The sequence below is a fragment of the Paenibacillus sp. DRB1-1 genome (genome assembly GCF_052119485.1).
Taxonomy (GTDB): domain Bacteria; phylum Bacillota; class Bacilli; order Paenibacillales; family Paenibacillaceae; genus Paenibacillus; species Paenibacillus polymyxa_B.
The window spans coordinates 1,633,289-1,658,681 of the sequence record NZ_JBODQH010000001.1 but is presented as its reverse complement, the minus strand read 5'-3'; the positions used below and the strand labels follow the sequence as shown (position 1 = coordinate 1,658,681).

Genomic DNA, 25,393 nt, shown 5'->3' with positions numbered 1-25,393 from the left:
TCACGCGTAAGTGTTGAACCGAAATTCAAAGCAAATCGTATTTACCATGTAAATACTAGGTTAAGCTACAAAGAGCACACGGAGGATGCCTAGGCGCCAGGAGCCGACGAAGGACGTGGCGAACAACGATAAGGCCTCGGGGAGCTGTAAGCAAGCTTTGATCCGGGGATGTCCGAATGGGGAAACCCGGCTGTCTTCATCGACAGTCACTTTCTGCTGAATACATAGGCAGAATAGAGGCAGACCAGGGGAACTGAAACATCTAAGTACCCTGAGGAAGAGAAAACAATAGTGATTCCGTCAGTAGCGGCGAGCGAACGCGGATTAGCCCAAACCAAGGAGCTTGCTCCTTGGGGTTGTGGGACGTCTCACATGGAGTTACAAAGGAACCGGTTAGATGAAGAGGTCTGGAAAGGCCCGCCAGAGAAGGTAAAAGCCCTGTAGTTCAAAACTTGTTCTCTCCGAGACGGATCCCGAGTAGTGCGGGGCACGTGAAACCCCGTATGAATCCGGCAGGACCATCTGCCAAGGCTAAATACTCCCTGGCGACCGATAGTGAAGCAGTACCGTGAGGGAAAGGTGAAAAGCACCCCGGAAGGGGAGTGAAATAGATCCTGAAACCGTGTGCTTACAAGAAGTCAGAGCCCGATCTATGGGTGATGGCGTGCCTTTTGTAGAATGAACCGGCGAGTTACGTTCCCGTGCAAGGTTAAGGTGAAGAGCTGAAGCCGCAGCGAAAGCGAGTCTGAATAGGGCGAATGAGTACGTGGACGTAGACCCGAAACCGGGTGATCTACCCCTGTCCAGGGTGAAGGTGCGGTAACACGCACTGGAGGCCCGAACCCACGCATGTTGAAAAATGCGGGGATGAGGTGGGGGTAGCGGAGAAATTCCAATCGAACCCGGAGATAGCTGGTTCTCCCCGAAATAGCTTTAGGGCTAGCCTCGGAAATAGAATCGTGGAGGTAGAGCACTGATTGGGTGCGGGGCCCGCAAGGGTTACCAAGCTCAGTCAAACTCCGAATGCCATAGATTTAGTTCCGGGAGTCAGACAGTGAGTGCTAAGATCCATTGTCGAAAGGGAAACAGCCCAGACCATCAGCTAAGGTCCCCAAGTGTGTGTTAAGTGGGAAAGGATGTGGAGTTGCACAGACAACCAGGATGTTGGCTTAGAAGCAGCCACCATTGAAAGAGTGCGTAATAGCTCACTGGTCGAGTGACTCTGCGCCGAAAATGTAACGGGGCTAAACACACCACCGAAGCTATGGCTTGATGCTTGCATCAGGGGTAGGGGAGCGTTGAATGCGGGTTGAAGGTGTACCGTAAGGAGCGCTGGACTGCATTCAAGTGAGAATGCCGGTATGAGTAACGAAAAGATCTGTGAGAATCAGATCCGCCGAAAGCCTAAGGGTTCCTGAGGAAGGTTCGTCCGCTCAGGGTAAGTCGGGACCTAAGGCGAGGCCGATAGGCGTAGTCGAAGGACAACAGGTCGAAATTCCTGTACCACCGTAATCCGTTATGAGCAATGGGGTGACGCAGTAGGGTAGTGACGCGGACTGATGGATGTCCGTCTAAGCAGTGAGGCTGGTGTGTAGGCAAATCCGCACATCGTTAAGGCTGGGCTGTGATGGGGAGCGAAAATTGTAGTAGCGAAGGTCATGATCTCAGACTGCCAAGAAAAGCCTCTAGCCAGGAGAAGGTGCCCGTACCGCAAACCGACACAGGTAGGCGAGAAGAGAATTCTAAGGCGCGCGGAAGAACTCTCGTTAAGGAACTCGGCAAAATGACCCCGTAACTTCGGGAGAAGGGGTGCCTCGGTAGGGTGAATAGCCCGAGGGGGCCGCAGTGAAAAGGCCCAAGCGACTGTTTAGCAAAAACACAGGTCTGTGCGAAGCCGCAAGGCGAAGTATACGGGCTGACGCCTGCCCGGTGCTGGAAGGTTAAGGGGAGTGGTAAGCCTTCGGGCGAAGCTATGAACCGAAGCCCCAGTAAACGGCGGCCGTAACTATAACGGTCCTAAGGTAGCGAAATTCCTTGTCAGGTAAATTCTGACCCGCACGAATGGCGTAACGACTTGGGCGCTGTCTCAACGAGAGATCCGGTGAAATTTTAATACCTGTGAAGATGCAGGTTACCCGCGACAAGACGGAAAGACCCCATGGAGCTTTACTGCAGCTTGATATTGAATTTGGGTACGATCTGTACAGGATAGGTGGGAGCCGTTGAACTTTGAGCGCCAGCTTGAAGGGAGGCATCCTTGGGATACCACCCTGATCGTATCTAGGTTCTAACTTGGTACCGTAATCCGGTGCGAGGACAGTGTCAGGTGGGCAGTTTGACTGGGGCGGTCGCCTCCTAAAGAGTAACGGAGGCGCCCCAAGGTTCCCTCAGAATGGTTGGAAATCATTCGAAGAGTGCAAAGGCAGAAGGGAGCTTGACTGCGAGACCTACAAGTCGAGCAGGGACGAAAGTCGGGCTTAGTGATCCGGTGGTACCGCATGGAAGGGCCATCGCTCAACGGATAAAAGCTACCCTGGGGATAACAGGCTTATCTCCCCCAAGAGTCCACATCGACGGGGAGGTTTGGCACCTCGATGTCGGCTCATCGCATCCTGGGGCTGAAGTAGGTCCCAAGGGTTGGGCTGTTCGCCCATTAAAGCGGTACGCGAGCTGGGTTCAGAACGTCGTGAGACAGTTCGGTCCCTATCTGTCGTGGGCGTAGGAAATTTGAGAGGAGCTGTCCTTAGTACGAGAGGACCGGGATGGACGTACCGCTGGTGTACCAGTTGTTCCGCCAGGAGCACCGCTGGGTAGCTATGTACGGAAGGGATAAGCGCTGAAAGCATCTAAGCGTGAAGCCCCCCTCAAGATGAGATTTCCCAATTAGTAAGACCCCTTGAAGACGACGAGGTAGATAGGTTGGGGGTGGAAGTGCAGTAATGCATGGAGCTGACCAATACTAATCGGTCGAGGGCTTATCCTAAAAATAAAACGCAAATGAGTTTCGGATCCAGTTTTCAGGGTGTAAGTTTTGTATTGTATAAGCTCAAGTAGCTTATATGAAGCAAGCGAACACACAGCATTTGGCGATGCTGATTCCTGAAAAAGAATTTACGATGTAAATTCACGTTTGGTGGCGATAGCGGAGGGGTTCCACACGTACCCATCCCGAACACGACCGTTAAGCCCTCCAGCGCCAATGGTACTTGGACCGCAGGGTCCTGGGAGAGTAGGACGTCGCCAAGCAATAAACAAAAGAGACCATGATCTTCTGAAGATCATGGTCTCTTTTTTGCGTTAAAAGGCAGAGGGATTTTATTTAAAGCGAGTTTGTTATAAGTTCAACTGGATAAGTGGATATTAACTAGTAAATAAGAAGACGTTTTTAAAATAATTTAGTACCAGGTATTAGTATCTGGTGTTATAATATGAATAAGGATTACAAAGGAGAGTGATCAGATTGTTGAATTCAAAAGCTAAGCTTACGGCCTTTGGCACTTATGTGCCTGAGCGCATTTTGACAAACGCCGACTTGGAGAAACTTGTGGACACTAGTGACGAGTGGATTATACAAAGAACGGGTATGCGTGAAAGACGAATTGCGGCTGAAGATCAATATGTATCTGATTTATGTATACAAGCTATTACACGTATGATTAACCTGTATGACGTAAATATAAACGATGTTGAGATGATCATTGTAGCGACTAGTACACCTGATTACTACTTTCCAAGCACCGCTTCACGTATTCAGGCTCATTTTAATATTCCGAACACGGGGTCAATGGATATTAGTGCAGCATGTGCAGGTTTTTCCTATGGACTTCATTTGGCAAATGGCCTTATTACGAGTGGTCTGCATCGTAAGGTGCTAGTAGTGGGAGCCGAAACGTTATCCAAAATTACAGATTATACGGATCGGACGACGTGTATACTTTTTGGAGATGGTGCAGGAGTTGCACTTGTTGAATATGACGAGGATGAAGGTTCATTTTTAACTTCAGATATAGGTACTTATGGGCATGGGGGAGCACATCTTTACCGTGTGGGATTGTCTGATCATTTGGATGGAGAGAAGCTGCAAGACCATGGATTTATTGCTCAAAATGGACGTGAGGTTTATAAATGGGCTGTTCGCTCTGTTCCAACGGGAATCGAACGATTATTGGATAAGGCAAATATGAAGAAGGAGGATCTTGACTGGTTTGTCCCTCATAGCGCTAATTTGAGAATGATCGAGTCCATATGTGAAAGAAGTACAGTACCTTTGGAAAAAACGCTGACCAGCGTAGAGTTGTATGGTAATACATCGGCGGCATCCATCCCGTTGGCTTTGCAGTGTGGTTTGGATGATGGACGTTTACGATATGGACAACATATGTTGTTATATGGATTTGGGGGAGGCCTCACCTATGCGGGTCTGCTATTAAAATGGAGTGTGCCTGATTTGTAAGTTATCCTAACCGATGTAGAAGCAATAGCAATAGTATGTAGCATCATGTTAATAAGAGCCGTTGGCATTAGAATTTATCGTAAGATGGCAGGATGGTATAATTAACACTATGAGAGAAAGGAGCGTAACATGAAGGTATTGGTATTGGCAGAAAAACCGTCCGTGGCCAGAGAGATTGCACGTGTGATGGGGAGCCGCGAGAAGCATAAAAGTTATATAGAAGGCCCCCAGTACGTGGTGACGTGGGCACTGGGACATTTGGTCGGCTTAGCAGAGCCGGAGGATTACGATTCTAAGTATGCGACCTGGAATTTGGAGGACCTGCCTATTCTTCCGAAGAGTTCAAAGTTAAAGGTGCTGCGCGAAAGTAATCACCAGTTCAAAGCTGTGCAGCAGCTCATGAAGCGGCAGGACATTGGAGAGCTTATCGTGGCAACAGATGCTGCTCGTGAAGGAGAATTGTTGGCACGCTGGATCATCCAAATGGCAAACTGGAAAAAGCCCTTCCGGCGCTTATGGATATCCTCGCAGACGGACAAGGCGATTAAGGCAGGTTTCGCAAAGCTATTGCCTGGTCAGCAGTTTGATCGTTTATATGAATCGGCTCGCTGTAGAGCTGAAGCAGACTGGATGATTGGTCTCAATGTAACTCGCGCGTTGACTTGTCGTTATAACGCCCAACTTTCGGCTGGAAGAGTGCAGACACCAACGCTGGGGATGATTATGGAGCGTGAGAAAGAAATTACCGAATTCCGTTCTCAGGAATATGATACTTTGACGGCGGATTTCGGCGATTTTCAGGCAACTTGGCGGGCAGAGAGCGGGGATTCACGCATGTTTGACCGCACTCAAGCAGAGGCTTTGCGCCGCAGGCTTGAGGGGGCCAAAGGCACAGTTGCGAGTGTTAAAAAGAGCGAAAAAAACGAGCCTCACCCGTTAGCGTATGATTTAACGGAGCTGCAAAGAGATGCTAATCAGCGCTATGGCTTTTCGGCTAAACAGACGTCTAACCTGCTTCAGCGTCTGTATGAACAGCATAAGCTGGTGACCTATCCACGTACGGACAGCCGTTACTTGACATCCGATATGGTGGACACACTTAAGGAAAGGCTCAGTAGTGTAGCAGTAGGTCCATATGCTTCCTTGGCACGTCCGCTTTTGCGTAACAACCTACCAATCACAAAGCGAATTGTGGATGACAGTAAAGTCACGGATCATCATGCGATTATTCCTACTGAGCAGACATTATTGCTTAATCAGTTGAGCCCGGAGGAACGTAAACTGTATGATCTGATTGCACGACGTTTTATCAGTCTATTCTATCCGCCTGCACGTTATGATGCTGTAGCCGTATCAGTAACGGTGGAGCAGGAGACGTTTCAGGTAAAAGGCACAACGGTAAAAGATAGCGGATGGCGTGCTGTATATGACGCGAACCATTATGATATGGATGATGAAGAAGCAGAGGATCGGGAAAATAATGGACGAGGCGTTATTTTACCTGAGCTGCAAAAAGGAGATTCAGTCCGGTTACAGCGTTGTCTTGTACGTGCTGGGCGAACGATGCCGCCGAAGCGGTATACAGAAGCAGCCCTGCTCGCTCAGATGGAAAAGCATGGACTGGGTACTCCTGCTACCCGTGCAGATCTGATCGAGAAGCTTGTCAGCTCGGATACGATTGAGCGTCAGGGGAACGTGATGCATCCCACGGGGAAAGGTAAACAACTGATTGAACTGGCAGCTCCACAGCTTCGAACGCCCGAACTGACGGCACGTTGGGAAGCGGAGCTGGAACGGATTGCTCGTGGTCAAGGACAACCGGAACCGTTTTTGAATTCTATTCGTGCTATGGCGAAAGAATTGGTTTCCACTGTAAAAAATAGCAGTGCGGAGTACAAGCCCCACAACGTGACGAATAGTCATTGTCCTGATTGTGGTACAAAGCTGTTGGAAAAGAAGGGCAAGAAAGGAAAGTTCCTTGTATGTCCAAGTGCGGATTGCGGTTACCGTCGTTCAGGGGAAAAACGTTTGTCCAATCGACGTTGTCCGCAGTGTCATAAGAAAATGGAAATGAAAGAGGGCAAGGCAGGGCTATATGTAAGATGCCTGCCCTGCGGCATTACTGAGACGTTGGATACGGACAAGCAACGGGTAAACAAACGGGAACAGCAAAAGCTAGTAAGACAATTTGAAAAACAGGAATCTTTTGGCTCCAGTTTGGGTGATTTGCTAAAAGCAGCGATGGAACAAAAGCAGGGCAAATAACGGATGACCAAAAGTGCTGTAGTCAACATAATCAGCAGGTATACGTCGGTATAAAAACGATCACTCCTTGGCATGGTAATCCGAGGAGGTGAGTATTTATGCCCAAGCATAAGTCGCTTAAAATCAATAATCAGCAAAATAAATCAAGTATTCTGGAGGAAGAAATCGCTCCTCATCCAGAGAAGCAAGCGAAATATCCTCCAAGCTTGAATGGGATTCCCAAACAGCAGTCTTGATGCTACATGGGAGGAACAACGAATTACTGTTTAAGACCAAGACGATTGGATATCAGATGAAATAGTTACTAATGCTAGAATTGTCTCGCAAAAAAAAGAAGCAGCAGTTACGGTGGTCAACCGTAATCGCTGCTTCTTTTTCATAATAAAGATGATCTATTTATTTGATTTGGGATGACTGCTTTTAGTATTCATTAAAAAAGGATTGAATTTGGTTAACATCGTGTGTTTGGGTCAAAGCAAGCATGAGCAAAATCCGTGCTTTTTGCGGATTAAGCGAATCGGTCGACACAAAGTTCGATGCCGCGTCTTTTGTTGACGGGGACACAACTCCACTTCCCACGCGGCTGGAGCGGGCAATGATCACTCCTTTTTTACCTGCGGCCTCTGCGCCCTCTGAGGAGGTCTTGGACAAGGAACCATTACCGGAACCAGCTACGACAATACCCTTGGCACCAGCTGCTACGGCTGCATCATACAGATAGCGACCATTGTTTTGATACTCGTATAAAATATCTACTTGCGGTAGTTGAGTCAGGTTAGAGATGTCGAATACAGAAGAAGTCGTATGCTTGTGCGTGGATTTGTTGTAGTAGTACACTTGATCACCCACAACCGCTCCCAGGTATCCCTGCTCTACAGACTTGAACGTATCGACTGCTGTTGTGTTCGTTTTGGTGATGTATCTTGCTGCACCGATACGGTCGTTCAGCAGGACGAGTACACCCTGACCTTTAGAGGCCGAAGCCCCGGCGACCTTCACTGCATTATACAGGTTGAAGGGACCATCGGCACTGATGGCAGTAGCTGGACGCATAGAGCCAACGACAACTACTGGCTTATCGCTTTTGATAACAAGATTGAGGAAATAAGCGGTTTCTTCTAATGTATCTGTGCCATGTGTAATGACAATGCCGTCTACATCGTCTCTGGCAAGCAATTCATTGGTACGTTTGGCAAGTTTTAAGAGGATTTCATTATTAACGTCGGGGCTACCTACATTAACAACTTGTTCACCACTGACATTTGCAATACTTTTCATCTCAGGAACGGCATTGATCAAGGTTTCCACACCTAACGCTCCTGCTTTGTAGCCGGTCGTATCAGTATTGACGGAAGATGATCCTGCAATGGTCCCTCCCGTGGCAAGTATTTTAATATTGGGTAAATGATTGGTTTGAGGATTTTCGGATTTGTCTGACGTTGTAGTGGTAGAAGTAGGTGCAGTTGTGCTGGTTGTAGGCGCAACCGCAGCGTTGGCGGTCACTCCACCACTCCATAAGGTACTACCGAGAATAAAGCTAGCCAACAGGGGAATCATCGTCATTTTTTTCATGTTAGTCATATAAAGCTCCTCTCCAATCTTAAACCTCAAATATTAATGATAGATTAACTGACAAATATTTTGTCGAATTACGTTAATATCACGAATTATAGGGTGTAAAATTGTTTTTAGTCAACACTTATGTTAGAAAATATGACTTTAGAACTTATTTATTACAAATGTAATCGATTTCAGAGAAATATTTGCAAAACAAAACAACAAGCAGATATCTCATAAGGAGTCTGCTTGTTGTTATTGTGGAAGCTAAACAACGGAGTTTACCTTGTACTCAATTCTCAGGAAAAGCTGCAAGGTTAAGTTGATACTATACGTTAATAACGTGGCTATACAGCTTAGTACAGATTCTTGATCAAGGATTGTTGGTATGCTGTTTTGTCGGCAAGCTGGCGCTGGGAGTTCCTTTTCCTCGTTTGCGGTTGCGTTCTGCCTTTTTTGCATTTTCTCGCAGCTTTTCAACGTATTCATGGGTGCTTTCCATCGCAGTTCCTCCTTTAAGACAAAATAGATGCACTCAGGGTCGCCCTTATGCCACCTTACTATTTCCGCAAAAGCACTATCCAAGTCAGGGGAGGCGTTGTTTCTGTAAAAGGGGTGGGGTTATAATGAGGGGGAGAGCGCTATATAAGGCCTAATCCTGAACTTGGTAGGTGTGCAAAAGGAGGAGAGACATTGCAGACAGGCTTGTTGGTATGGCTACTGTTTATCAATGCAGTAGGCTATCTGGTAATGTCGGAAGATAAAAAGAGAGCACGTAAACATCGCGATCGTGTACCTGAACGGACGTTGTTTTTCCTGGCCCTGATCGGGGGAGCATTAGGCGTGCTAATTGCCATGTACCGTAAACGCCATAAAACACGGCATATGAGCTTCAGATTAGGTATTCCTGCGTTGCTATTCATGAATGCATTGCTGTATGGGTATTTTTTACGGTAAAGGGGAGGAGTTTAGATTCTCATAGGGAAGTTTAATGATGAGTGAGGAGACTACTCCAGCCATCCAGTGATGACATGGCATGAACAACAACAGGAATACATATTTTAGGCTTTGAATCAACAAACTGAATGAGGAAGAGGTGCGTATTATGCTATTTTCAAAAATATTGCTTGCTTATGACGGTTCGGATGCATCCAACAAGGCTTTGTTGAAGGCGGCTGAATTGGTCAAGGCATCTCCGTCCTCGCAGCTTGAGGTGGTAACAGCATTTGATTTTCCACGGATTTTTATGGGCGAAGGTTTGGCTCCAATTCCAGCTTCGGTGAATAAAGAATATTACGATTTGGCCGAACAAACTACGGATGAAGTTAGAAAGCGGCTTGCTGAGCAAGGCGTAGATGCCAAGGTGGAGCTCATTCAAGGTTCGCCAGCCGAAGTCATTTTGGATTATGCCAATGAGAATGGCTTTGATGTAATTGTGATCGGTAGCCGCGGTTTAGGTGGTATCCGTGAATTCGTATTGGGCAGTGTAAGCCACAATGTGGTGCAGCATGCGCGTATTCCTGTGCTGGTCGTAAAATAACTGAATAAAAAAGTAAAGGTCGGTTTACTGCCTGTATAGGGAGTGCCGACTTTTATTTTTGTCAGTGAAATGCGGTGCGCTCGCTGTTATCAGGATAGGTGAGAGATAGCTAAATGTAATACAATAGTCCTGACCTATGGGTATATAAGGGTGTTGATTTCGTTAAACACGAACATTCTATTGTATGATTATTATAATGTTCGTTTTCAAGTTGACATAAGGTGTAGGGAATTGTTAAACTAGGAAGTGTATTGTCGATAAAAAATGAACTTTAGGTACAATTTAATAAGGTACACATGTTTGAGCCGAAACTGACCACGATCATACTTGTAAAGAATATCGTTGGGTATGGAATAGGCACAATGCTAACTCGTATAATGCCGGGGATATGGCCCGGAAGTTTCTACCTGGAAACCTTAAATTTCCGGACTACGGGAGACATACGGCTGAAGCCGCATTGGATGCGGTGGAAGAGGCTTGCTTTTGGCATGCCTTTAAGAGGCTCTGTCGTTTGTTTTTTCGTAGTCCGGTGTCTTGAAAATAACGTTATTTTCGAGTGCCGGATTTTTGGCGCTTATTGATAAACAGGGAGTGAAGGACATGTCAGTGCAGGTCGCTGTCATTATGGGCAGCACATCAGACTGGGACACCATGCAGCATGCATGTGCTGTGCTGGACGAGCTTGAAATCGGATATGAGAAAAAAGTAGTTTCAGCCCATCGTACACCGGATTTAATGTTTCGTTTTGCCGAAGAGGCCGCCGGGCGTGGACTAAAGGTCATTATTGCTGGAGCGGGCGGGGCTGCGCATCTGCCAGGGATGGTGGCTGCGAAGACATCCTTGCCGGTCATTGGTGTGCCTGTTCAGTCGAAGGCTCTGAACGGTCTGGACTCCCTGCTCTCCATTGTGCAGATGCCGGGTGGTATTCCGGTTGCCACTGTGGCAATCGGTAAGGCAGGTGCTACGAATGCAGGGCTGCTGGCAGCACAAATATTAGGCGCTTTTGACGAAAAGATAAGCCAGCGGGTTTTGGCGAGACGCGACCGTATCCGTGATGAGGTACTGGAAGGTAGTGACTCGCTATGAATGGGGCATGTGAACCCACAGGCCGTATCCGACCTCCTGGTACAACGATTGGACTTTTGGGAGGCGGGCAATTAGGAAGAATGCTTGTACTGGCGGGAACCAATCTAGGATATCGCTTTGTGACACTGGACCCTACACCGGATAGCCCATGTGGACAGGTGTCAGAACAAATCCGCGCTGCCTATGATGATGAGCATGCAGCCAGAGAACTGGCTGAGCGGTGCGATGTGATCACGTATGAGTTTGAAAATGTGGACGCAGGTGTGGCTGCACTTTTGGAACAGGAATCCAGCGTTCCGCAAGGCAGCAGTCTTTTGTACACAACACAGCATCGTCTGAGAGAAAAGCGTTCTATTGAAGCTGCTGGTGTCCCTGTCGCTCCGTATCGTGAAATCAGTAGCCCTGCGGATATGGTTCAAGCGGTAGCTGAACTGGGTGTACCGTGTGTGCTCAAGACAGCAGTCGGTGGTTATGATGGCAAGGGACAAGTGGTCATTCGCCAACCGGAGGAAGCCACGGTTGCCTACGAACAACTGGCAGGAGGCGGTGCGGAACTGGTATTGGAACAGTTCATCCGTTTTCGCTGCGAAATCTCGGTGATTGTAGCTCGCAGCACGAACGGTGAAGCCAAAGCCTTTCCACCTGCCGAAAACATTCACGTGAACAATATTTTGCACACGTCGATTGTGCCTGCGCGTGTGCCAGAACCTGTTCAGCAGGAAGCACGCAAGTTGGCGCTGGCTGTGGCAGAGTCGCTGAGTGCGGTGGGACTGCTTGCTGTGGAGATGTTTGTCACCGAAGACGGACAATTGTACGTTAATGAGTTGGCACCACGACCGCATAATTCCGGTCATTACACGATGGAGGGATGCGCGACGTCGCAATTCGAGCAGCACATACGTGCGATTTGCGGTTTACCCTTGGGCAGCACGAAGCTGCTGACTTCAGTCGTGATGGTCAATGTGCTAGGTGAGCATTTGGAGGACGTGATTCGGCGGTTTGCGCAATCGGATGTCGAAGCTGAAAGATTGGATGTTGTACCCAAGCTGCATTTGTATGGAAAAAGTGAAGCCAAGCCAGGCCGAAAGATGGGACATATTAATCTATTGTGCCAGGATGCGGAACAAGCGCTGGAATGGATTGAACAAACCAATATTTGGGGGAATAAATAGTCATGATCGAACGCTATAGCAGACCGGAAATGAGAGCGATTTGGACGGAAGAAAATAAATTTAAAGCGTGGCTGGAAGTAGAGCTGTGTGCCTGTGAAGCTTGGGCGGAATTAGGAGTTATTCCTAAAGAGGATACTGTGGCTCTGCGTAAGAATGCAAGTTTTGATATTGAACGGATCTATGAAATTGAGCAGGAGACAAGACATGATGTCATTGCTTTTACCCGCACGGTGTCCGAAAGTCTTGGAGACGAGCGCAAATGGGTACATTATGGTTTGACCTCTACAGACGTAGTTGATACGGCACTGGGCTACCTGTTAAAGCAGGCAAATGAAATTCTGGAACGTGATATCTTGAATTTTATTGAAATTTTGAAGGAAAAGGCATTGGCTTACAAGCATACACCGATGATGGGGCGCACACACGGAGTACATGCTGAGCCAACAACGTTTGGACTGAAGATGGGATTGTGGTACGAGGAAATGAAGCGCAATCTGGAACGCTTTCGTTTTGCGGCTGACCAAGTACAATACGGTAAAATGTCCGGTGCAGTGGGAACATATGCCAACATTGACCCGGCTGTAGAAGAATTTGTATGCCGCAAGCTGGGCACCAAGCCTGCACCGATTTCTACACAGACGCTACAGCGCGACCGTCATGCCGAATACATGGCAACATTAGCGTTGATCGCCACATCGTTGGACAAATTTGCTACAGAAGTCCGTGCTCTGCAAAAGAGTGAGTTCCGTGAGGTGGAAGAAGCCTTTGCCAAGGGTCAAAAAGGATCTTCCGCGATGCCGCATAAACGCAATCCGATCGGAAGTGAAAATATCTCCGGTCTGGCACGCGTGATTCGTGGGCATATGGTATCGGCGTATGAGAACGTAACCCTGTGGCATGAACGCGACATTTCGCATTCTTCCGTAGAACGCATCATTCTGCCGGATGCAACGATGCTGTTGAACTACATGCTGAACCGTTTTGGTAATATCGTAAAAAATCTGACGGTCTTCCCTGAAAATATGAAGCGCAATATGGCCCGTACGTACGGCGTACCGTTCTCCGGTCGTATTATGACGAAGCTGATTGACAAAGGCTTTAGTCGTGAAAAAGCTTACGATACTGTGCAGCCGCGTGCTATGCAGGCGTGGGAAGAGCAACGCCAATTCCGCGAAATCGTCGAGGCGACCCCGGAAATTACTGCCGTGCTCAGCGCAGACGAAATCGAGGACGCGTTCAACCCAGCCTGGCATCTGAAGAACGTGGATACGATCTTCAAAAAGCTGGGATTAGGGGAGTAGAGGGAAGGTTGGCGCTTGGTGAGGCCGCTGCGCGAACGGATCATTCTTCTGATTGCTGTTGCCCCTGGATTCCTGTGATTGTATAAGACCAGATATTGGCTGGAATCCAGAGGCAAAGGCAAGCGCTAACGCTTCTCCAGAACGATTCCGTCCGCTCCGCTGCTTCCAGCACCAACCTTCGTGAGGGAGCAGAACTAGGGAAGGTGCGGCACATAAGATACCGCACCACCCCGAAGAACGATCGAAAAGCGTGTTCCACTGCTTTTCTATCGCAAAGCAACGTGCTCGTGAGGGCTGCCGAATTTGCGTAGCAAACAGCCTGCTGTCCTCACGAGAACGTGCAGGCTCAAGAAGCGAAGCCTTGAGCCACCCGAAGGTGCGCAACGTAGGCATATGCGCACAACAGGCGAAGCCTTCACGCTCGGCCGCATGACGTGCCGAGCTGTGGCCACGGGCCGAGGGCAGGCGACTTGTCATGCTGCCAAGTCAGCTACGGCCCCGGGCCGGAATGGTCTGCGGCATGCACAGAGCCGCAGCACCCGTAAGCTGCATATAAAATTGCAGCTTAGAGCTTTTCAACGCCATTACGATGTCATACTCGTAAAAACGTCGCTTTTCACCAACGTAAAAGCGTTGCTGGATGAGGGCTTGTGCCACAAGCCTTCATCCAGCGAAACGCGCTTGCCAGCACTACAGCTCCAACAACTCGTCATCCCCTGCTCACCAGCCAACCCTTGCGGGAGTCCCGAGGGCAGCAGCCCTGGGGGTCCTCCCCGAGGGGAGGATTTAGGAGGGGCAAACTTCTTTGAAAGAGGTGTAATGAAATGTCATTGTCTACTGCCGAAGGTCTGATCCATGCGCCGCTCTTGTACAAAGGCAAGGTGCGTGAACTGTATGATCTCGGAGAGCATTTTCTGATTGTCGTGACGGACCGAATTTCGGCTTTTGATTATGTGTTAGAGCCACCCGTGCCCGAAAAGGGGAATGTGCTGAATAAACTCAGCGCTTTCTGGTTTGAGCAGACGAAAGACTTGTTGGAAAACCATGTCGTGCACACCGATGTGAACAAGCTCGGGCATGTGATCGACGAACAGAATAAAGAGTTGCTGAAGGACCGTATCATGGTCACGCTGAAGGCTGAACGCATCGACATTGAGTGTGTGGTGCGCGGATATATTACCGGAGGCGGCTGGCGTCAGTATGAGCAGAACGGTGAGGTGAACGGCATTCCATTGCCAGAGGGACTGCGCAAAAATGAGCGCTTTCCCAAGCCTTTATTTACACCGGCTGCAAAAAATGATGTTGGACACGACGAGGACATTTCACTTCACCAAATGAAAGAACTGGTCGGGGTTGAACTAACAGGTGAGCTTGAGGAAAAGAGCTTGGCGTTGTATGAATTTGCACGTGCATTCTGCGAGAAGCGGGGGATTATTTTAGCCGATTGCAAGTTTGAGTTTGGTCTTGTTAACGGTAAGGTGATTTTGATAGACGAAATTTTCACTCCAGATTCATCCCGTTTTTGGGCGCAGGAAAAGTATGAGCTGGATGTTGAGATTGACAGCATGGACAAGGAGCCGGTACGAAGCTATTTGGCATCATCCGGTTGGGACAAGAATAGCAAGCCCGATCCGTTGCCTGCTGAGGTCGTAGAAGAAACAACTGCAAGATATACGGATATTTGGCGGCGTCTGACGGCACAGTAAATAGTAATCATAATTCAACCAATAGGATTCACTCATTCGGAGGAGGAACTGAAGGAACATGATGAAAGCAACAGTCTATGTCACGATTAAGCAAAGCGTTTTGGACCCGCAGGGGGTTGCGGTGCAAGGCGCACTGCATTCTATGGGTTTTGGAGAAGTGGACAGCGTCAGAATTGGTAAGTATATGGAATTGAATCTGGATACAACAGACCGCGAGAGTGCTGAAAAGCGCATCATTGAGATGTGCGAAAAGCTGTTGGCCAACACGGTCATTGAAGACTACCGCTACGAACTGGAGGGCTGATTCCATGAAATTTGCAGTTCTGGTTTTTCCGGGCTCCAACTGTGATATTGACTGCTATAAGGCGGTAGAGGACACGGTCGGTGAACCTGTCGATTATGTTTGGCATACTGCGACGGATCTGTCGCCTTATGATTGTATTCTTGTTCCAGGAGGCTTCTCCTACGGGGATTACCTGCGTTGCGGCGCGATTTCCCGGTTTGCTCCGGTGATGAAGGAAGTTGCCAAAGCGGCTGCCGAGGGCAAATATATTTTGGGGATTTGCAACGGTTTTCAAATTCTGACCGAAGCTGGGCTGCTGCCAGGGGCTTTACGCCGTAATCTGTCGATGAAATTCCTATGCCGGGATACGGTGTTGCAGGTTGCGAATAACCAAATACCTTTTACAAAAGATTACGCTGCTGGTGAAGAGATCGTCATTCCGATCGCCCACGGCGAAGGCAACTATTACTGTGATGATGAGACGCTGGCTCGTTTGCAGGCGAACAATCAGATTGTATTTAAGTATAAAGATAATCCTAATGGTTCCGTGACGGATATTGCAGGGATTTGTAATGAGCAAGGTAATGTGCTGGGCATGATGCCCCACCCGGAACGCGCGGTGGACGCATTGCTTGGAACAGATGACGGCAAACGTATGTTTACATCTATTTTGAACGCTTGGAGGGATCGACATGGCGCAGCAAGTGTCCGCTAAGGAACCGACGGCAGAGCAGGTTGCCGAACATAAACTGTATCAGCAGATGGGTGTATCGGACAGTGAATATGCGTTGATCTGTGAATTCATGGGACGTCAGCCCAATTATACGGAGATTGGCGTATTTAGTGTCATGTGGTCAGAGCATTGTGCTTATAAAAACTCCAAGCCGCTGCTGCGTCGTTTTCCAACGAGCGGTCCGCGAGTTCTGATGGGACCCGGTGAGGGCGCAGGCATTGTAGATATCGGTGACAACCAAGCGGTTGTATTTAAAATCGAAAGCCATAACCATCCGTCGGCTGTGGAGCCTTTTCAAGGGGCAGCGACTGGGGTAGGCGGTATCATCCGTGATATTTTCTCCATGGGTGCAAGACCAGTTGCGGTGTTGAACTCTCTGCGTTTTGGCAAGCTGGAGAGCGACCGTGTGAAATATTTGTTCGAGCATGTGGTGTCTGGTATTGCGGGATACGGGAACTGTATCGGTATTCCGACTGTAGGTGGCGAGGTTGTATTTGATGAAAGCTACGAAGGCAATCCGCTCGTTAATGCAATGTGTGTCGGACTGATTGACCATGATAAAATCCAGCGTGGTGTTGCTAAAGGGGTCGGTAACCCGGTGTTCTATGTGGGCCCGCCGACAGGTCGTGATGGGATTCACGGAGCGACATTCGCATCGGTTGAGCTGACAGAAGAATCTGAAGCGAACCGGACTGCGGTTCAAGTAGGCGATCCTTTTATGGAGAAGCTGGTTATGGAATCCTGTCTGGAACTGATCGACAGCGGTATTGTGCTGGGTATTCAGGATATGGGTGCCGCGGGGCTTACCTGCTCCAGCGCGGAGATGGCGAGTAAGGCTGGCAACGGCCTGGAGCTGTATCTGGATCAGGTACCGCAGCGTGAAGAGGGCATGACACCTTATGAAATGATGCTGTCCGAATCACAGGAACGGATGCTGTTCGTAGTAGAGCCTAAGGATGAAGCACAGGCACTGGAAATTTTCGATCGCTGGGGCGTTATTTGTGCCAAGGTCGGTAAAGTGACGGATGACGGTCGTTTGCGTTTGTTCCATCACAATGAAGTGGTCGGAGATATGCCAGTGACGGCGCTGGTTGACGAGTGTCCGATTTATGACAAGCCTTCCGAAGTCCCTGCTTATTATGAACAAAATGCTGCGATTGACACACTTCGTTACGCTGAAGTGACGGATTTGAACGGTGCGTTGAAAAAGGTGCTGTCTTCACCAAGTGTAGCCAGTAAAAAATGGGTATACGAGCAGTATGACTACATGGTTCGCACGAGTACAGCCGTTCGTCCGGGATCGGATGCAGCTGTTGTGACTGTGCGTGGAACTCGTAAGGGGCTCGCCATGACGACAGATTGTAACGGACGTTATGTATACCTTGATCCAGAGGTAGGCGGACGGATTGCAGTCAGCGAAGCAGCGCGTAACATTGTATGCTCCGGCGGCGAGCCGTTGGCGATTACGGATAACCTGAACTTCGGTAACCCTGAAAAGCCGGATATTTTCTGGCAAATGGAAAAAGCCGTGGACGGTATGGCAGAAGCTTGCCGTGTACTGGATACACCTGTTATCGGGGGCAATGTCAGCTTGTACAATGAAAATGCCAAAGGCTCCATCTATCCGACGCCTGTTGTCGGTATGGTAGGACTGGTTCATGATACAGACCATATTACGACACAAGGCTTCAAAGCCGAAGGTGATGTAATTTTCCTAGTGGGGGAAACGAAGGCCGAGCTGGGAGGCAGTGAGTTCCAAGCTGTCGTACACGGTGTATCCGAGGGACGCCCGCCTGAGCTGGATTTGAACGTAGAGAAAAAACTGCTGACTGCGGTACTGGGAGCGATTCAGACCGGATTGGTACAATCTGCGCATGATTTGGCAGAGGGCGGATTGGCTGTAGCGCTTGCAGAATCCGGGATTAGCGGCGGATTGGGAGCACAGGTCAACGTAGAAACGAGCTTGCGTCCTGACCATGCATTGTTTAGCGAAACCCAATCCCGTATTTTGTTATCTGCATCGCCGGATAAAGCGTCTGCTCTGGAAGCACATCTGCGTGGTTTGGAAGTGCCAGTTACCGTATTAGGAAAAGTTGAAGGAACACAATTGACAATTGAGGTGAACGGACAACCCGCTTTAAACGAGGCAGTCGCCAGTTTGAAGCAAATCTGGGAGGATGTCATTCCATGTCTGATGAAATAACAGCACGGACGTTGTGGACTGGAGATTATTATAATGAAGGCTCTGGTAAAGAGGGGCTGTTTGATAAATTAAAAGAGGAATGCGGCGTGTTTGGAGTATACAGACACTCCGATGCCGCTTCCCTAGCATATTACGGATTGCATGCACTCCAGCATCGCGGGGAGGAAAGTGCGGGCATCTGTGTGAGCAGTGGCGACGAGTTCCATTATCATCGTGGAATGGGGCTTGTAAAAGAAGTATTCAATAAAGATTTGATGGCTTCGCTGACAGGCGATATTGCCATAGGACATGTGCGCTACTCGACAAGTGGAGATAGTAAGCTAACGAATGCACAGCCTTTGGTGTTTAAGTATCGTGATGGGGATCTAGCGGTAGCGACGAACGGAAATATCGTGAATGCTTTGCAAATCCGGCATGAGCTAGAGCAGGGCGGGTCTATTTTTCAAACGACCAGCGATACAGAAGTAGTGGCGCATTTGATCGCACGATCGTCCAAGGATTTGGTGGAGGCCGCCAAAGATGCATTGAAGCGTATCGTCGGCGGATTTGCTTTTCTCATTATGACCAATGATAAACTGCTGGTCGCTTCTGATCCCAATGGTTTGCGTCCGTTGACGATGGGCAGATTAGGTGATGCATATTTGTTTGCTTCCGAAACCTGTGCTTTGGAAACGATTGGGGCAGAGCTGTTGCGCGATATCGAGCCGGGTGAACTGTTGGTATTGGACAAAAATGGTCTGCACGAAGACCGTTACAGTGAAGGCAAGCATCGTAAAGCACTGTGCGCGATGGAATATATTTATTTTGCCCGTCCTGACAGTGATTTGAATGGTTCTAATCTTCATGCTGCACGCAAAAGAATGGGGAGCCAGATGGCGCTGGAAGCTTTTGTCGATGCGGATCTGGTGACGGGAGTGCCGGATTCCAGTATTTCGGCTGCGATTGGTTATGCAGAGCAGACAGGTATTCCTTATGAGCTGGGTATGATTAAAAATAAATACACTGGACGTACCTTCATTCAGCCGAGTCAGGAGCTACGCGAGCAGGGTGTGAAAATGAAGCTGAGCGCTGTACGCCGTGTTGTTGAAGGTAAACGAGTCATTATGATCGACGACTCTATCGTACGGGGCACCACGTCCCGTCGAATCGTGAATATGCTGCGGGATGCGGGCGCGTTGGAAGTACATGTACGTATTACCTCACCGCCTTTTAAAAACCCGTGCTTCTATGGCATCGACACGCCGGATCGCCGGGAACTGATTGCTTCGTCCAAAACTGTCGAGGAAATTCGTGAGGAAATTAACGCCGATTCGCTTTACTTTATGAGCGCCGAGGGTTTGATTGCCGCTGTAGGCGGATATAACGAACAGGATTACAAAGGCGGCTTGTGCCTAGCCTGTTTCGATAATGATTACCCGACTCAGGTAGATTTCAAAGGTGAAGAAAAGTTCGGATGTAGTTGTTGAGAAAAGGGAACAAAAGAGGCGCAGTAGTCATGGCAGGAATGGGGATGGCGGTTTTGACGGGGCCACTCCGCGTGTGGAAGGTTCCTACGATCGCTGTTGCCGCTGGATTCTTGGATTGGAATAACCCTTACAGGGTTAGAATCCAGCGGCAAAGGCGAATGCTTCGCTTCTCCAGAATCCTTCCACCCGCTGCGTTCCTCAGGTGTGCAGCATTTTGCAGCAGTGCCTGTACCTCTTTTGTTCCCACGGGTAAGAGGATAGGTAAGGCAGTTAAAAACTCATGGCATAACTATTTCATGCCATGAGTTTTTAAAGGGGCAGTGACTCATAAAAAGTCACCCTGCTCTTATAAGGTTGAGCCAGCGAAGTGAAGTTCGACACCAGGCAGAGCGAAGCTGCCTGCCTCAGGTCAAATAGTAAGCCGCTTGTTGGCGCCGCTCACTTATTTGCCCGGCACGTCCCCGCCTTTGCGAAGCAAACAGCCAGGGACGTGCCCGCCGCCACTGAATAGGCCGCCACGCACTAAAGCGTGTCCTTTGTATTTGTGGGCTATGCCCACAAATACAAAGGACAACACGCGACTCACAGCACGAACCACCACCAAGCAGCACCCAACCTTACACATCTGACCGACTCTTGAGGGGTCCAGGGGGAGCAGCCCCATGGAATCCTCCCTTTTAGGGAGGACTTAGGAGGGTCAATCATTTGAAGGAGTGTTCATGAATGTCCGAAGCATACAAAAACGCAGGGGTAGATATCGCTGCCGGTAATGAAGCAGTAGAACGGATGAAAAAGCACGTTAAACGTACCTTCCGTCCCGAAGTGCTGACGGACTTGGGCGGATTCGGTGCGTTGTTCGGCCTGAATAAGGATAAGTACGAGGAGCCTGTACTCGTTTCCGGTACCGATGGTGTTGGCACGAAGCTGAAGCTTGCTTTCGCAATGGATCGTCATGACACCATTGGTATTGACGCGGTTGCGATGTGTGTAAACGACATTATCGTCGGGGGCGCGGAGCCACTCTTTTTTCTGGATTACCTTGCTTGTGACAAGGTTGTGCCCGAGAAAATTGAAGCTATAGTCGCTGGAATCGCAGAGGGTTGCCATCAATCGGGCTGTGCGCTGGTAGGCGGTGAAACCGCAGAAATGCCAGGGATGTACAGCGAGGGTGAATATGATATTGCCGGATTCACGGTAGGGATTGTAGATAAAAGCAAAATCATTAACGGTAGCTCGATTACTCCTGGAGATACCGTTATTGGACTGGCCTCCAGTGGAGTTCACAGTAACGGCTTCTCACTCGTTCGCAAACTGTTATTAGAACAGCAGGGCTATGATTTGCATGATGAAATCGAAGGCTTGAACGGCAAACTGGGCGATGTACTGCTGGAGCCAACGAAAATTTACGTGAAATCCGTTTTGGCATTGCTGGACAAGGTAAAAGTAAAAGGCATGGCGCATATCACAGGTGGCGGTTTTATTGAAAATATACCTAGAGTGTTACCGGATCACGTCAATGTGGATATAGAACACGGCACTTGGCCGATTTTGCCAATCTTCCAGCTCATGCAGGAAAAAGGCGCAATCTCCAACAAAGACATGTTCACAACCTTTAATATGGGAATTGGAATGGTAATCGTTATAAGCGAAGAACATGCACAGACTGCACTCGAAGTTCTGAAGGAACAGGGCGAAGCCGCATATGTGATCGGAAAAGTAACGGAAGGCAGTTCTATCGTGACCTTTACGGGAGCCGAGGTGTAATGAACGAGTACCGGATTGCTGTTTTTGCATCAGGCGAGGGGACGAATTTTCAGTCATTGGTGGATGCGGCTGCACGAGGAGAACTGGGCGGCGCCTCGGTAGAACTGCTCATCTGCGACAAGCCTGCGGCTCCTGCCGTAGCTAGAGCACAGAAAGCTGGAATTGCGTGCCATACTTTTCGACCCACGGAATATCCTTCTCGAGAAGACTATGAGCGTGAACTGGTGACTTTACTGGAGCAGAAATCGATTGATCTCATCGTGTTAGCTGGCTACATGCGTTTGCTATCCAGCGTCATGGTCGATGCTTACGCAGGAAAAATCATTAATATTCATCCGTCACTACTTCCGGCATTTCCAGGGAAAGATGCTGTTGGACAGGCATTGACCTATGGGGTCAAGGTAAGTGGCGTCACCGTTCATTTTGTGGACGGGGGCATGGATACGGGTGCCATTATTGCCCAGCGTGTCGTGGAAGTTGACGACCATGATACAGCGGAATCTTTATCCGCAGCCATTCAATCCGTGGAACGTCAGCTATATCCAGAGGTAGTTGGAAAATTGGCCCAAGGCAAAATCCAATTAAATGGTCGCAAAGTGATTTCACTTCTCTAAGAATGATTGTAATTTGTCATATCATTGTCATATCAAGGATGCTGTACAGGCATTTTCCGATATTTCTCGGGAAATAAAATGATAAAAGAGAATTTTGCAAAATTTCTGAAAGAGCTAAAGGAGGAGACAGGGTGAGTATTAAAAGAGCGCTCGTCAGCGTATCGGATAAGCGGGGGATCGTGGAATTTTGCCGCGAGTTGTCCAAATTGGGTGTGGAGATCGTTTCGACAGGGGGAACGAGCAGCTTGTTGTCGAAGGAGGGAATTCCCGTCATCGGCATTTCAGAGGTAACGGGTTTTCCTGAAATTATGGATGGACGTGTTAAAACACTCCACCCTGCGGTACACAGCGGCTTGCTGGCTGTTCGGGATAATGAAGAGCATCAGCGTCAGATGAAAGAACTTGGATTGGGTTATATAGATCTGGTCGTTGTGAATCTGTATCCTTTTGCGGAAACGATAGCCAAACCCGGTGTAACTTATGAGGACGCGATTGAAAATATCGACATCGGCGGTCCAACGATGCTGCGTTCTGCGGCAAAAAATCATGCTTTTGTCAGTGTAGTAGTCGATGCTGATGACTATAGCACAGTGTTGGAGGAAATCCGTAAGGATGGCGATACGGAACTGAATACCCGCAAGCGTTTGGCCGCAAAAGTTTTCCGTCATACGGCGTCATACGACGCTTTGATATCCGATTATTTGTCGAATGTGACAGGTGAGCCGTTGCCTGAGCGATACACCGTAACCTATGAAAAAATTCAGGATTTACGTTATGGCGAAAATCCGCATCAGCAGGCGGCATTTTACCGTGAGCCATTGGCGGCAAAGGGTACACTGACAACAGCGAAGCAACTTCACGGCAAAGAGCTATCTTACAATAACATCAATGATGCTAATGCCGCTTTGCAAATTGTCAAAGAATTCAGCGAACCTACAGTAGTAGCAGTTAAGCATATGAATCCTTGCGGTGTGGGAATTGGCGGCAGTATTTATGAAGCGTATAGCAAGGCGTATGCAGCTGATCCAACCTCGATTTTTGGCGGCATCGTAGCAGCTAACCGGATTATTGACGGTGATACAGCAAATAAGCTGAGCGAAATCTTTTTGGAAATTGTACTGGCACCGGGCTTTACGAAAGAAGCATTGGAGATTTTAACGAAAAAGAAAAATATTCGTTTGCTTGATCTGGGTGAGCTTTCCCGGTCTGAACAGGCAGAGAGCCGTTTCGTCGTGACTTCCATTGAAGGCGGCATGGTAGTTCAGCAAAATGATATTCACGCTGTAGACTCGGATGCACTTACAGTTGTAACGGAGCGGGCACCATCCGAGGAAGAACTGAAACAGCTTTTGTTTAGCTGGAAAGTGGTTAAGCATGTGAAATCCAACGCCATCGTACTGGCGGCAAATAATATGACCATTGGCGTAGGCGCAGGACAAATGAACCGTGTCGGTGCGGCCAAGATTGCTATCGAGCAGGCCGGTGACAAAGCAAAAGGTGCCGTACTGGCGTCCGATGCATTTTTCCCGATGGGCGATACGTTGGAGTTGGCAGCTAAAGCAGGCATCACAGCAGTTATTCAGCCGGGTGGCTCCATCAAAGACGAAGAGTCCATCAAGGTTGCTAACGAATACGGCATTGCCATGGTCTTTACAGGCGTACGTCATTTCAAGCACTAACTTGTATGAGTTGAGGATGCAGCAGCATTTTCACCTGAACAATCTTAATGGGAGCGGGAGGAATCACCTGAATGGATATTTTGGTTATCGGAGGGGGCGGCCGCGAACATGCAATTGTATGGGCGCTGAAGAAAAGCCCCAAGGCTGGACAAATCTATTGTGCGCCAGGCAATGCTGGTATCGGACAGTTAGCGGAGTGTGTGCCGATTCCGGTGAGTGACTTTGACGCGCTGACAGAGCTGGCGGAATCCAAAAAGGTAGGACTTGTCGTGGTTGGCCCCGATGATCCGCTGGCAGATGGCATTGTGGATGCATTTGAAGCGAAAGGCATTCCAGTATTCGGACCGCGTAAAAATGCAGCGGAAATTGAAGGCAGCAAAATCTTCATGAAGGATTTGCTGCACAAATATTATATTCCGACAGCAACCTATCGCAAGTTTTATACTTACGAGGAAGCACATGCATACTTGAAGAAGCAACCGATCCCAGTCGTCATCAAGGCAGACGGACTGGCGGCAGGCAAAGGGGTAACGGTCGCGTACTCGATGGAGGAAGCGGAAAAGGCTCTCTCCGATATTATGGTGACCAAGGTGTTTGGTGAAGCCGGGGCGCAGGTCGTGATCGAGGAATTTCTGGCTGGTCAGGAAATGTCGATTCTCTCCTTTGTCGACGGTGAAACGGTTCGTCCGATGGCTGCAGCGCAAGACCACAAGCCCATTTTTGATGGTGACAAAGGGCCGAATACAGGTGGCATGGGTACGTATTCTCCGTTGCCTCACATAGCCAATTCCATTATTGAGGAAGCTATTGAGACGATTATTAAGCCGACGGCCAAGGCTATGGTTGCTGAAGGGCGCCCGTTCCGAGGTGTATTATTTGCTGGATTGATGATTTCGCCGGACGGCAAGCCGAAGACCATTGAGTTTAATGCACGTTTCGGTGATCCGGAAACTCAAGTGGTTCTGCCTCGTTTAAAATCCGATCTGCTCGATATATTTCTCGCTGCTGTAAATGGCACGCTGGATCAGGTGGAGATTGAGTGGAAGGATGAAGCGGCGGTGTGCGTGGTGCTGGCATCCGGAGGTTATCCTGCAGCTTACGCCAAAGGCGTACCTATCCACGGATTGGAACAGGTAGACGAAGCCATTGTGTTCCATGCTGGAACAGGCATCAACGAACAGGGTGAGTGGGTAACGAACGGCGGACGTGTATTAGGTGTGGTCGGCTTGGGACGTGATATTGCCGGGGCACGGAACAAAGCTTACGAACAGGCGGATCGTATTGCTTTTGAAGGTAAACAAAACCGTACGGATATTGCGGCAAAAGCATTGCTGTAGTAGCGATATAAAGGATAAAGAGAGCCTCTGAGGGGGTTCTCTTTTTGTTCAAAGAAACTTAGTGCTTAGATTGAGTTAAGGCTCTTTTTAAAGCACTACATGCTACCTACGTAAGTACTTTAATAAATAATTGGAATTGGTAATATAATGAGGAAAAGATCGATCTAGTAATGCAATCCATCAATATTATTATAAAAATCTTTTTATCAATTTAGCGCAATTAGCTACAGTAAA

At 48.7% G+C, this 25,393-nt stretch carries 22 protein-coding genes, 2 rRNA genes and 1 riboswitch; of the genes, 19 read left to right on the top strand and 5 right to left on the bottom strand.

Features of this window, described 5'->3' with window-relative positions; translation table 11 throughout:
• Positions 1 to 58 precede the first annotated feature (58 nt).
• From ACQW03_RS07260 to ACQW03_RS07240, 5 genes are all read left to right on the top strand, one after another.
• Positions 59 to 2,983, top strand: a 23S ribosomal RNA gene (locus ACQW03_RS07260).
• A gap of 146 nt (positions 2,984 to 3,129) precedes the next feature.
• Positions 3,130 to 3,246, top strand: a 5S ribosomal RNA gene (gene rrf / locus ACQW03_RS07255).
• A 214-nt stretch (positions 3,247 to 3,460) separates the two neighbouring features.
• The gene (locus tag ACQW03_RS07250) at positions 3,461 to 4,453 is read left to right on the top strand and encodes a ketoacyl-ACP synthase III (RefSeq protein WP_441948998.1); all 993 of its coding nucleotides are present in this window, start codon (positions 3,461 to 3,463) and stop codon (positions 4,451 to 4,453) included.
• Positions 4,454 to 4,582: 129 nt separating this feature from the next.
• Entirely contained in the window at positions 4,583 to 6,718 is a 2,136-nt protein-coding gene (locus ACQW03_RS07245) for a DNA topoisomerase III (RefSeq protein ID WP_441948996.1), read from the top strand.
• A gap of 98 nt (positions 6,719 to 6,816) precedes the next feature.
• A complete protein-coding gene (locus ACQW03_RS07240) occupies positions 6,817 to 6,954 on the top strand; it encodes a hypothetical protein (RefSeq protein ID WP_023987042.1) in 138 nt (45 codons plus the stop codon).
• A 184-nt stretch (positions 6,955 to 7,138) separates the two neighbouring features.
• On the opposite strand, the gene ACQW03_RS07235 is transcribed toward ACQW03_RS07240, so the two are convergent.
• Both ACQW03_RS07235 and ACQW03_RS07230 read right to left on the bottom strand, forming a co-directional pair.
• Entirely contained in the window at positions 7,139 to 8,299 is a 1,161-nt protein-coding gene (locus ACQW03_RS07235; RefSeq protein ID WP_441948994.1) for a type II asparaginase, read from the bottom strand.
• Between the two features lie 349 nt (positions 8,300 to 8,648).
• Positions 8,649 to 8,777: a DUF4023 family protein gene (locus ACQW03_RS07230; RefSeq protein WP_023987044.1), complete on the bottom strand. Its 129-nt coding sequence runs from the start codon at positions 8,775 to 8,777 to the stop codon at positions 8,649 to 8,651.
• A gap of 191 nt (positions 8,778 to 8,968) precedes the next feature.
• Between ACQW03_RS07230 and ACQW03_RS07225 the strand changes: the two genes are divergently transcribed.
• The 5 genes from ACQW03_RS07225 (at position 8,969) to purB (ending at position 13,374) form a co-directional block, all read left to right on the top strand.
• The gene (locus ACQW03_RS07225; RefSeq protein WP_025719814.1) at positions 8,969 to 9,232 is read left to right on the top strand and encodes a DUF1294 domain-containing protein; all 264 of its coding nucleotides are present in this window, start codon (positions 8,969 to 8,971) and stop codon (positions 9,230 to 9,232) included.
• 148 nt (positions 9,233 to 9,380) lie between these two features.
• On the top strand, positions 9,381 to 9,815 hold the full coding sequence (locus ACQW03_RS07220) for a universal stress protein (RefSeq protein ID WP_071639558.1): 435 nt from the start codon (positions 9,381 to 9,383) through the stop codon (positions 9,813 to 9,815).
• Positions 9,816 to 10,165: 350 nt separating this feature from the next.
• A riboswitch (purine riboswitch) is annotated at positions 10,166 to 10,267 on the top strand.
• 148 nt (positions 10,268 to 10,415) lie between these two features.
• Positions 10,416 to 10,901, top strand: coding sequence for a 5-(carboxyamino)imidazole ribonucleotide mutase (gene purE / locus ACQW03_RS07215; protein WP_023987047.1), 486 nt, complete (start codon positions 10,416 to 10,418; stop codon positions 10,899 to 10,901).
• The gene (gene purK / locus ACQW03_RS07210) at positions 10,898 to 12,073 is read left to right on the top strand and encodes a 5-(carboxyamino)imidazole ribonucleotide synthase (RefSeq protein ID WP_441948991.1); all 1,176 of its coding nucleotides are present in this window, start codon (positions 10,898 to 10,900) and stop codon (positions 12,071 to 12,073) included. Before purE ends, purK begins: the two co-directional genes overlap by 4 nt.
• Before the next feature lie 2 nt (positions 12,074 to 12,075).
• On the top strand, positions 12,076 to 13,374 hold the full coding sequence (gene purB, locus ACQW03_RS07205; RefSeq protein WP_013308794.1) for an adenylosuccinate lyase: 1,299 nt from the start codon (positions 12,076 to 12,078) through the stop codon (positions 13,372 to 13,374).
• Here purB and ACQW03_RS07200 read toward each other — a convergent pair.
• Together ACQW03_RS07200 and ACQW03_RS07195 are read right to left on the bottom strand one after the other, a co-directional pair.
• On the bottom strand, positions 13,363 to 13,851 hold the full coding sequence (locus tag ACQW03_RS07200; protein WP_441948988.1) for a hypothetical protein: 489 nt from the start codon (positions 13,849 to 13,851) through the stop codon (positions 13,363 to 13,365). The two genes, purB and ACQW03_RS07200, sit on opposite strands and share 12 nt — an antisense overlap.
• 9 nt (positions 13,852 to 13,860) lie before the next feature.
• On the bottom strand, positions 13,861 to 14,031 hold the full coding sequence (locus ACQW03_RS07195) for a hypothetical protein (protein WP_158659088.1): 171 nt from the start codon (positions 14,029 to 14,031) through the stop codon (positions 13,861 to 13,863).
• Positions 14,032 to 14,198: 167 nt separating this feature from the next.
• Between ACQW03_RS07195 and ACQW03_RS07190 the strand changes: the two genes are divergently transcribed.
• The 5 genes from ACQW03_RS07190 to purF are packed head-to-tail and all read left to right on the top strand — an operon-like array spanning position 14,199 to position 19,765.
• Positions 14,199 to 15,080, top strand: coding sequence for a phosphoribosylaminoimidazolesuccinocarboxamide synthase (locus tag ACQW03_RS07190; protein ID WP_025719826.1), 882 nt, complete (start codon positions 14,199 to 14,201; stop codon positions 15,078 to 15,080).
• A gap of 58 nt (positions 15,081 to 15,138) precedes the next feature.
• Positions 15,139 to 15,384, top strand: a complete 246-nt coding sequence (gene purS / locus ACQW03_RS07185) for a phosphoribosylformylglycinamidine synthase subunit PurS (protein ID WP_013308797.1) — start codon at positions 15,139 to 15,141, stop codon at positions 15,382 to 15,384.
• A 4-nt stretch (positions 15,385 to 15,388) separates the two neighbouring features.
• Complete coding sequence (purQ, locus tag ACQW03_RS07180; protein WP_441948986.1) at positions 15,389 to 16,078, top strand: phosphoribosylformylglycinamidine synthase subunit PurQ; 690 nt, start codon at positions 15,389 to 15,391, stop codon at positions 16,076 to 16,078.
• Positions 16,056 to 18,299, top strand: a complete 2,244-nt coding sequence (gene purL / locus ACQW03_RS07175; protein WP_441948984.1) for a phosphoribosylformylglycinamidine synthase subunit PurL — start codon at positions 16,056 to 16,058, stop codon at positions 18,297 to 18,299. Before purQ ends, purL begins: the two co-directional genes overlap by 23 nt.
• Positions 18,284 to 19,765 (top strand): amidophosphoribosyltransferase, encoded by a 1,482-nt coding sequence (gene purF, locus ACQW03_RS07170; protein WP_023987052.1) that lies wholly within the window; start codon positions 18,284 to 18,286, stop codon positions 19,763 to 19,765. The genes purL and purF overlap by 16 nt, the downstream gene beginning before the upstream one ends.
• A 442-nt stretch (positions 19,766 to 20,207) precedes the next feature.
• Here purF and ACQW03_RS07165 read toward each other — a convergent pair whose 3' ends face one another.
• The gene (locus ACQW03_RS07165; RefSeq protein ID WP_441948981.1) at positions 20,208 to 20,429 is read right to left on the bottom strand and encodes a hypothetical protein; all 222 of its coding nucleotides are present in this window, start codon (positions 20,427 to 20,429) and stop codon (positions 20,208 to 20,210) included.
• Between the two features lie 59 nt (positions 20,430 to 20,488).
• On the opposite strand from ACQW03_RS07165, the gene purM reads away from it, so the two are divergent.
• The 4 genes from purM to purD all read left to right on the top strand — a co-directional run bounded on the left by purM (position 20,489) and on the right by purD (position 25,159).
• Entirely contained in the window at positions 20,489 to 21,529 is a 1,041-nt protein-coding gene (gene purM, locus ACQW03_RS07160) for a phosphoribosylformylglycinamidine cyclo-ligase (RefSeq protein ID WP_441948979.1), read from the top strand.
• Positions 21,529 to 22,143, top strand: a complete 615-nt coding sequence (gene purN / locus ACQW03_RS07155; RefSeq protein ID WP_071639564.1) for a phosphoribosylglycinamide formyltransferase — start codon at positions 21,529 to 21,531, stop codon at positions 22,141 to 22,143. The genes purM and purN overlap by 1 nt, the downstream gene beginning before the upstream one ends.
• Positions 22,144 to 22,274: 131 nt before the next feature.
• Complete coding sequence (gene purH, locus ACQW03_RS07150) at positions 22,275 to 23,822, top strand: bifunctional phosphoribosylaminoimidazolecarboxamide formyltransferase/IMP cyclohydrolase (protein ID WP_441948977.1); 1,548 nt, start codon at positions 22,275 to 22,277, stop codon at positions 23,820 to 23,822.
• Between the two features lie 71 nt (positions 23,823 to 23,893).
• Positions 23,894 to 25,159, top strand: a complete 1,266-nt coding sequence (gene purD / locus ACQW03_RS07145) for a phosphoribosylamine--glycine ligase (protein WP_441948975.1) — start codon at positions 23,894 to 23,896, stop codon at positions 25,157 to 25,159.
• Positions 25,160 to 25,393 lie beyond the last annotated feature (234 nt).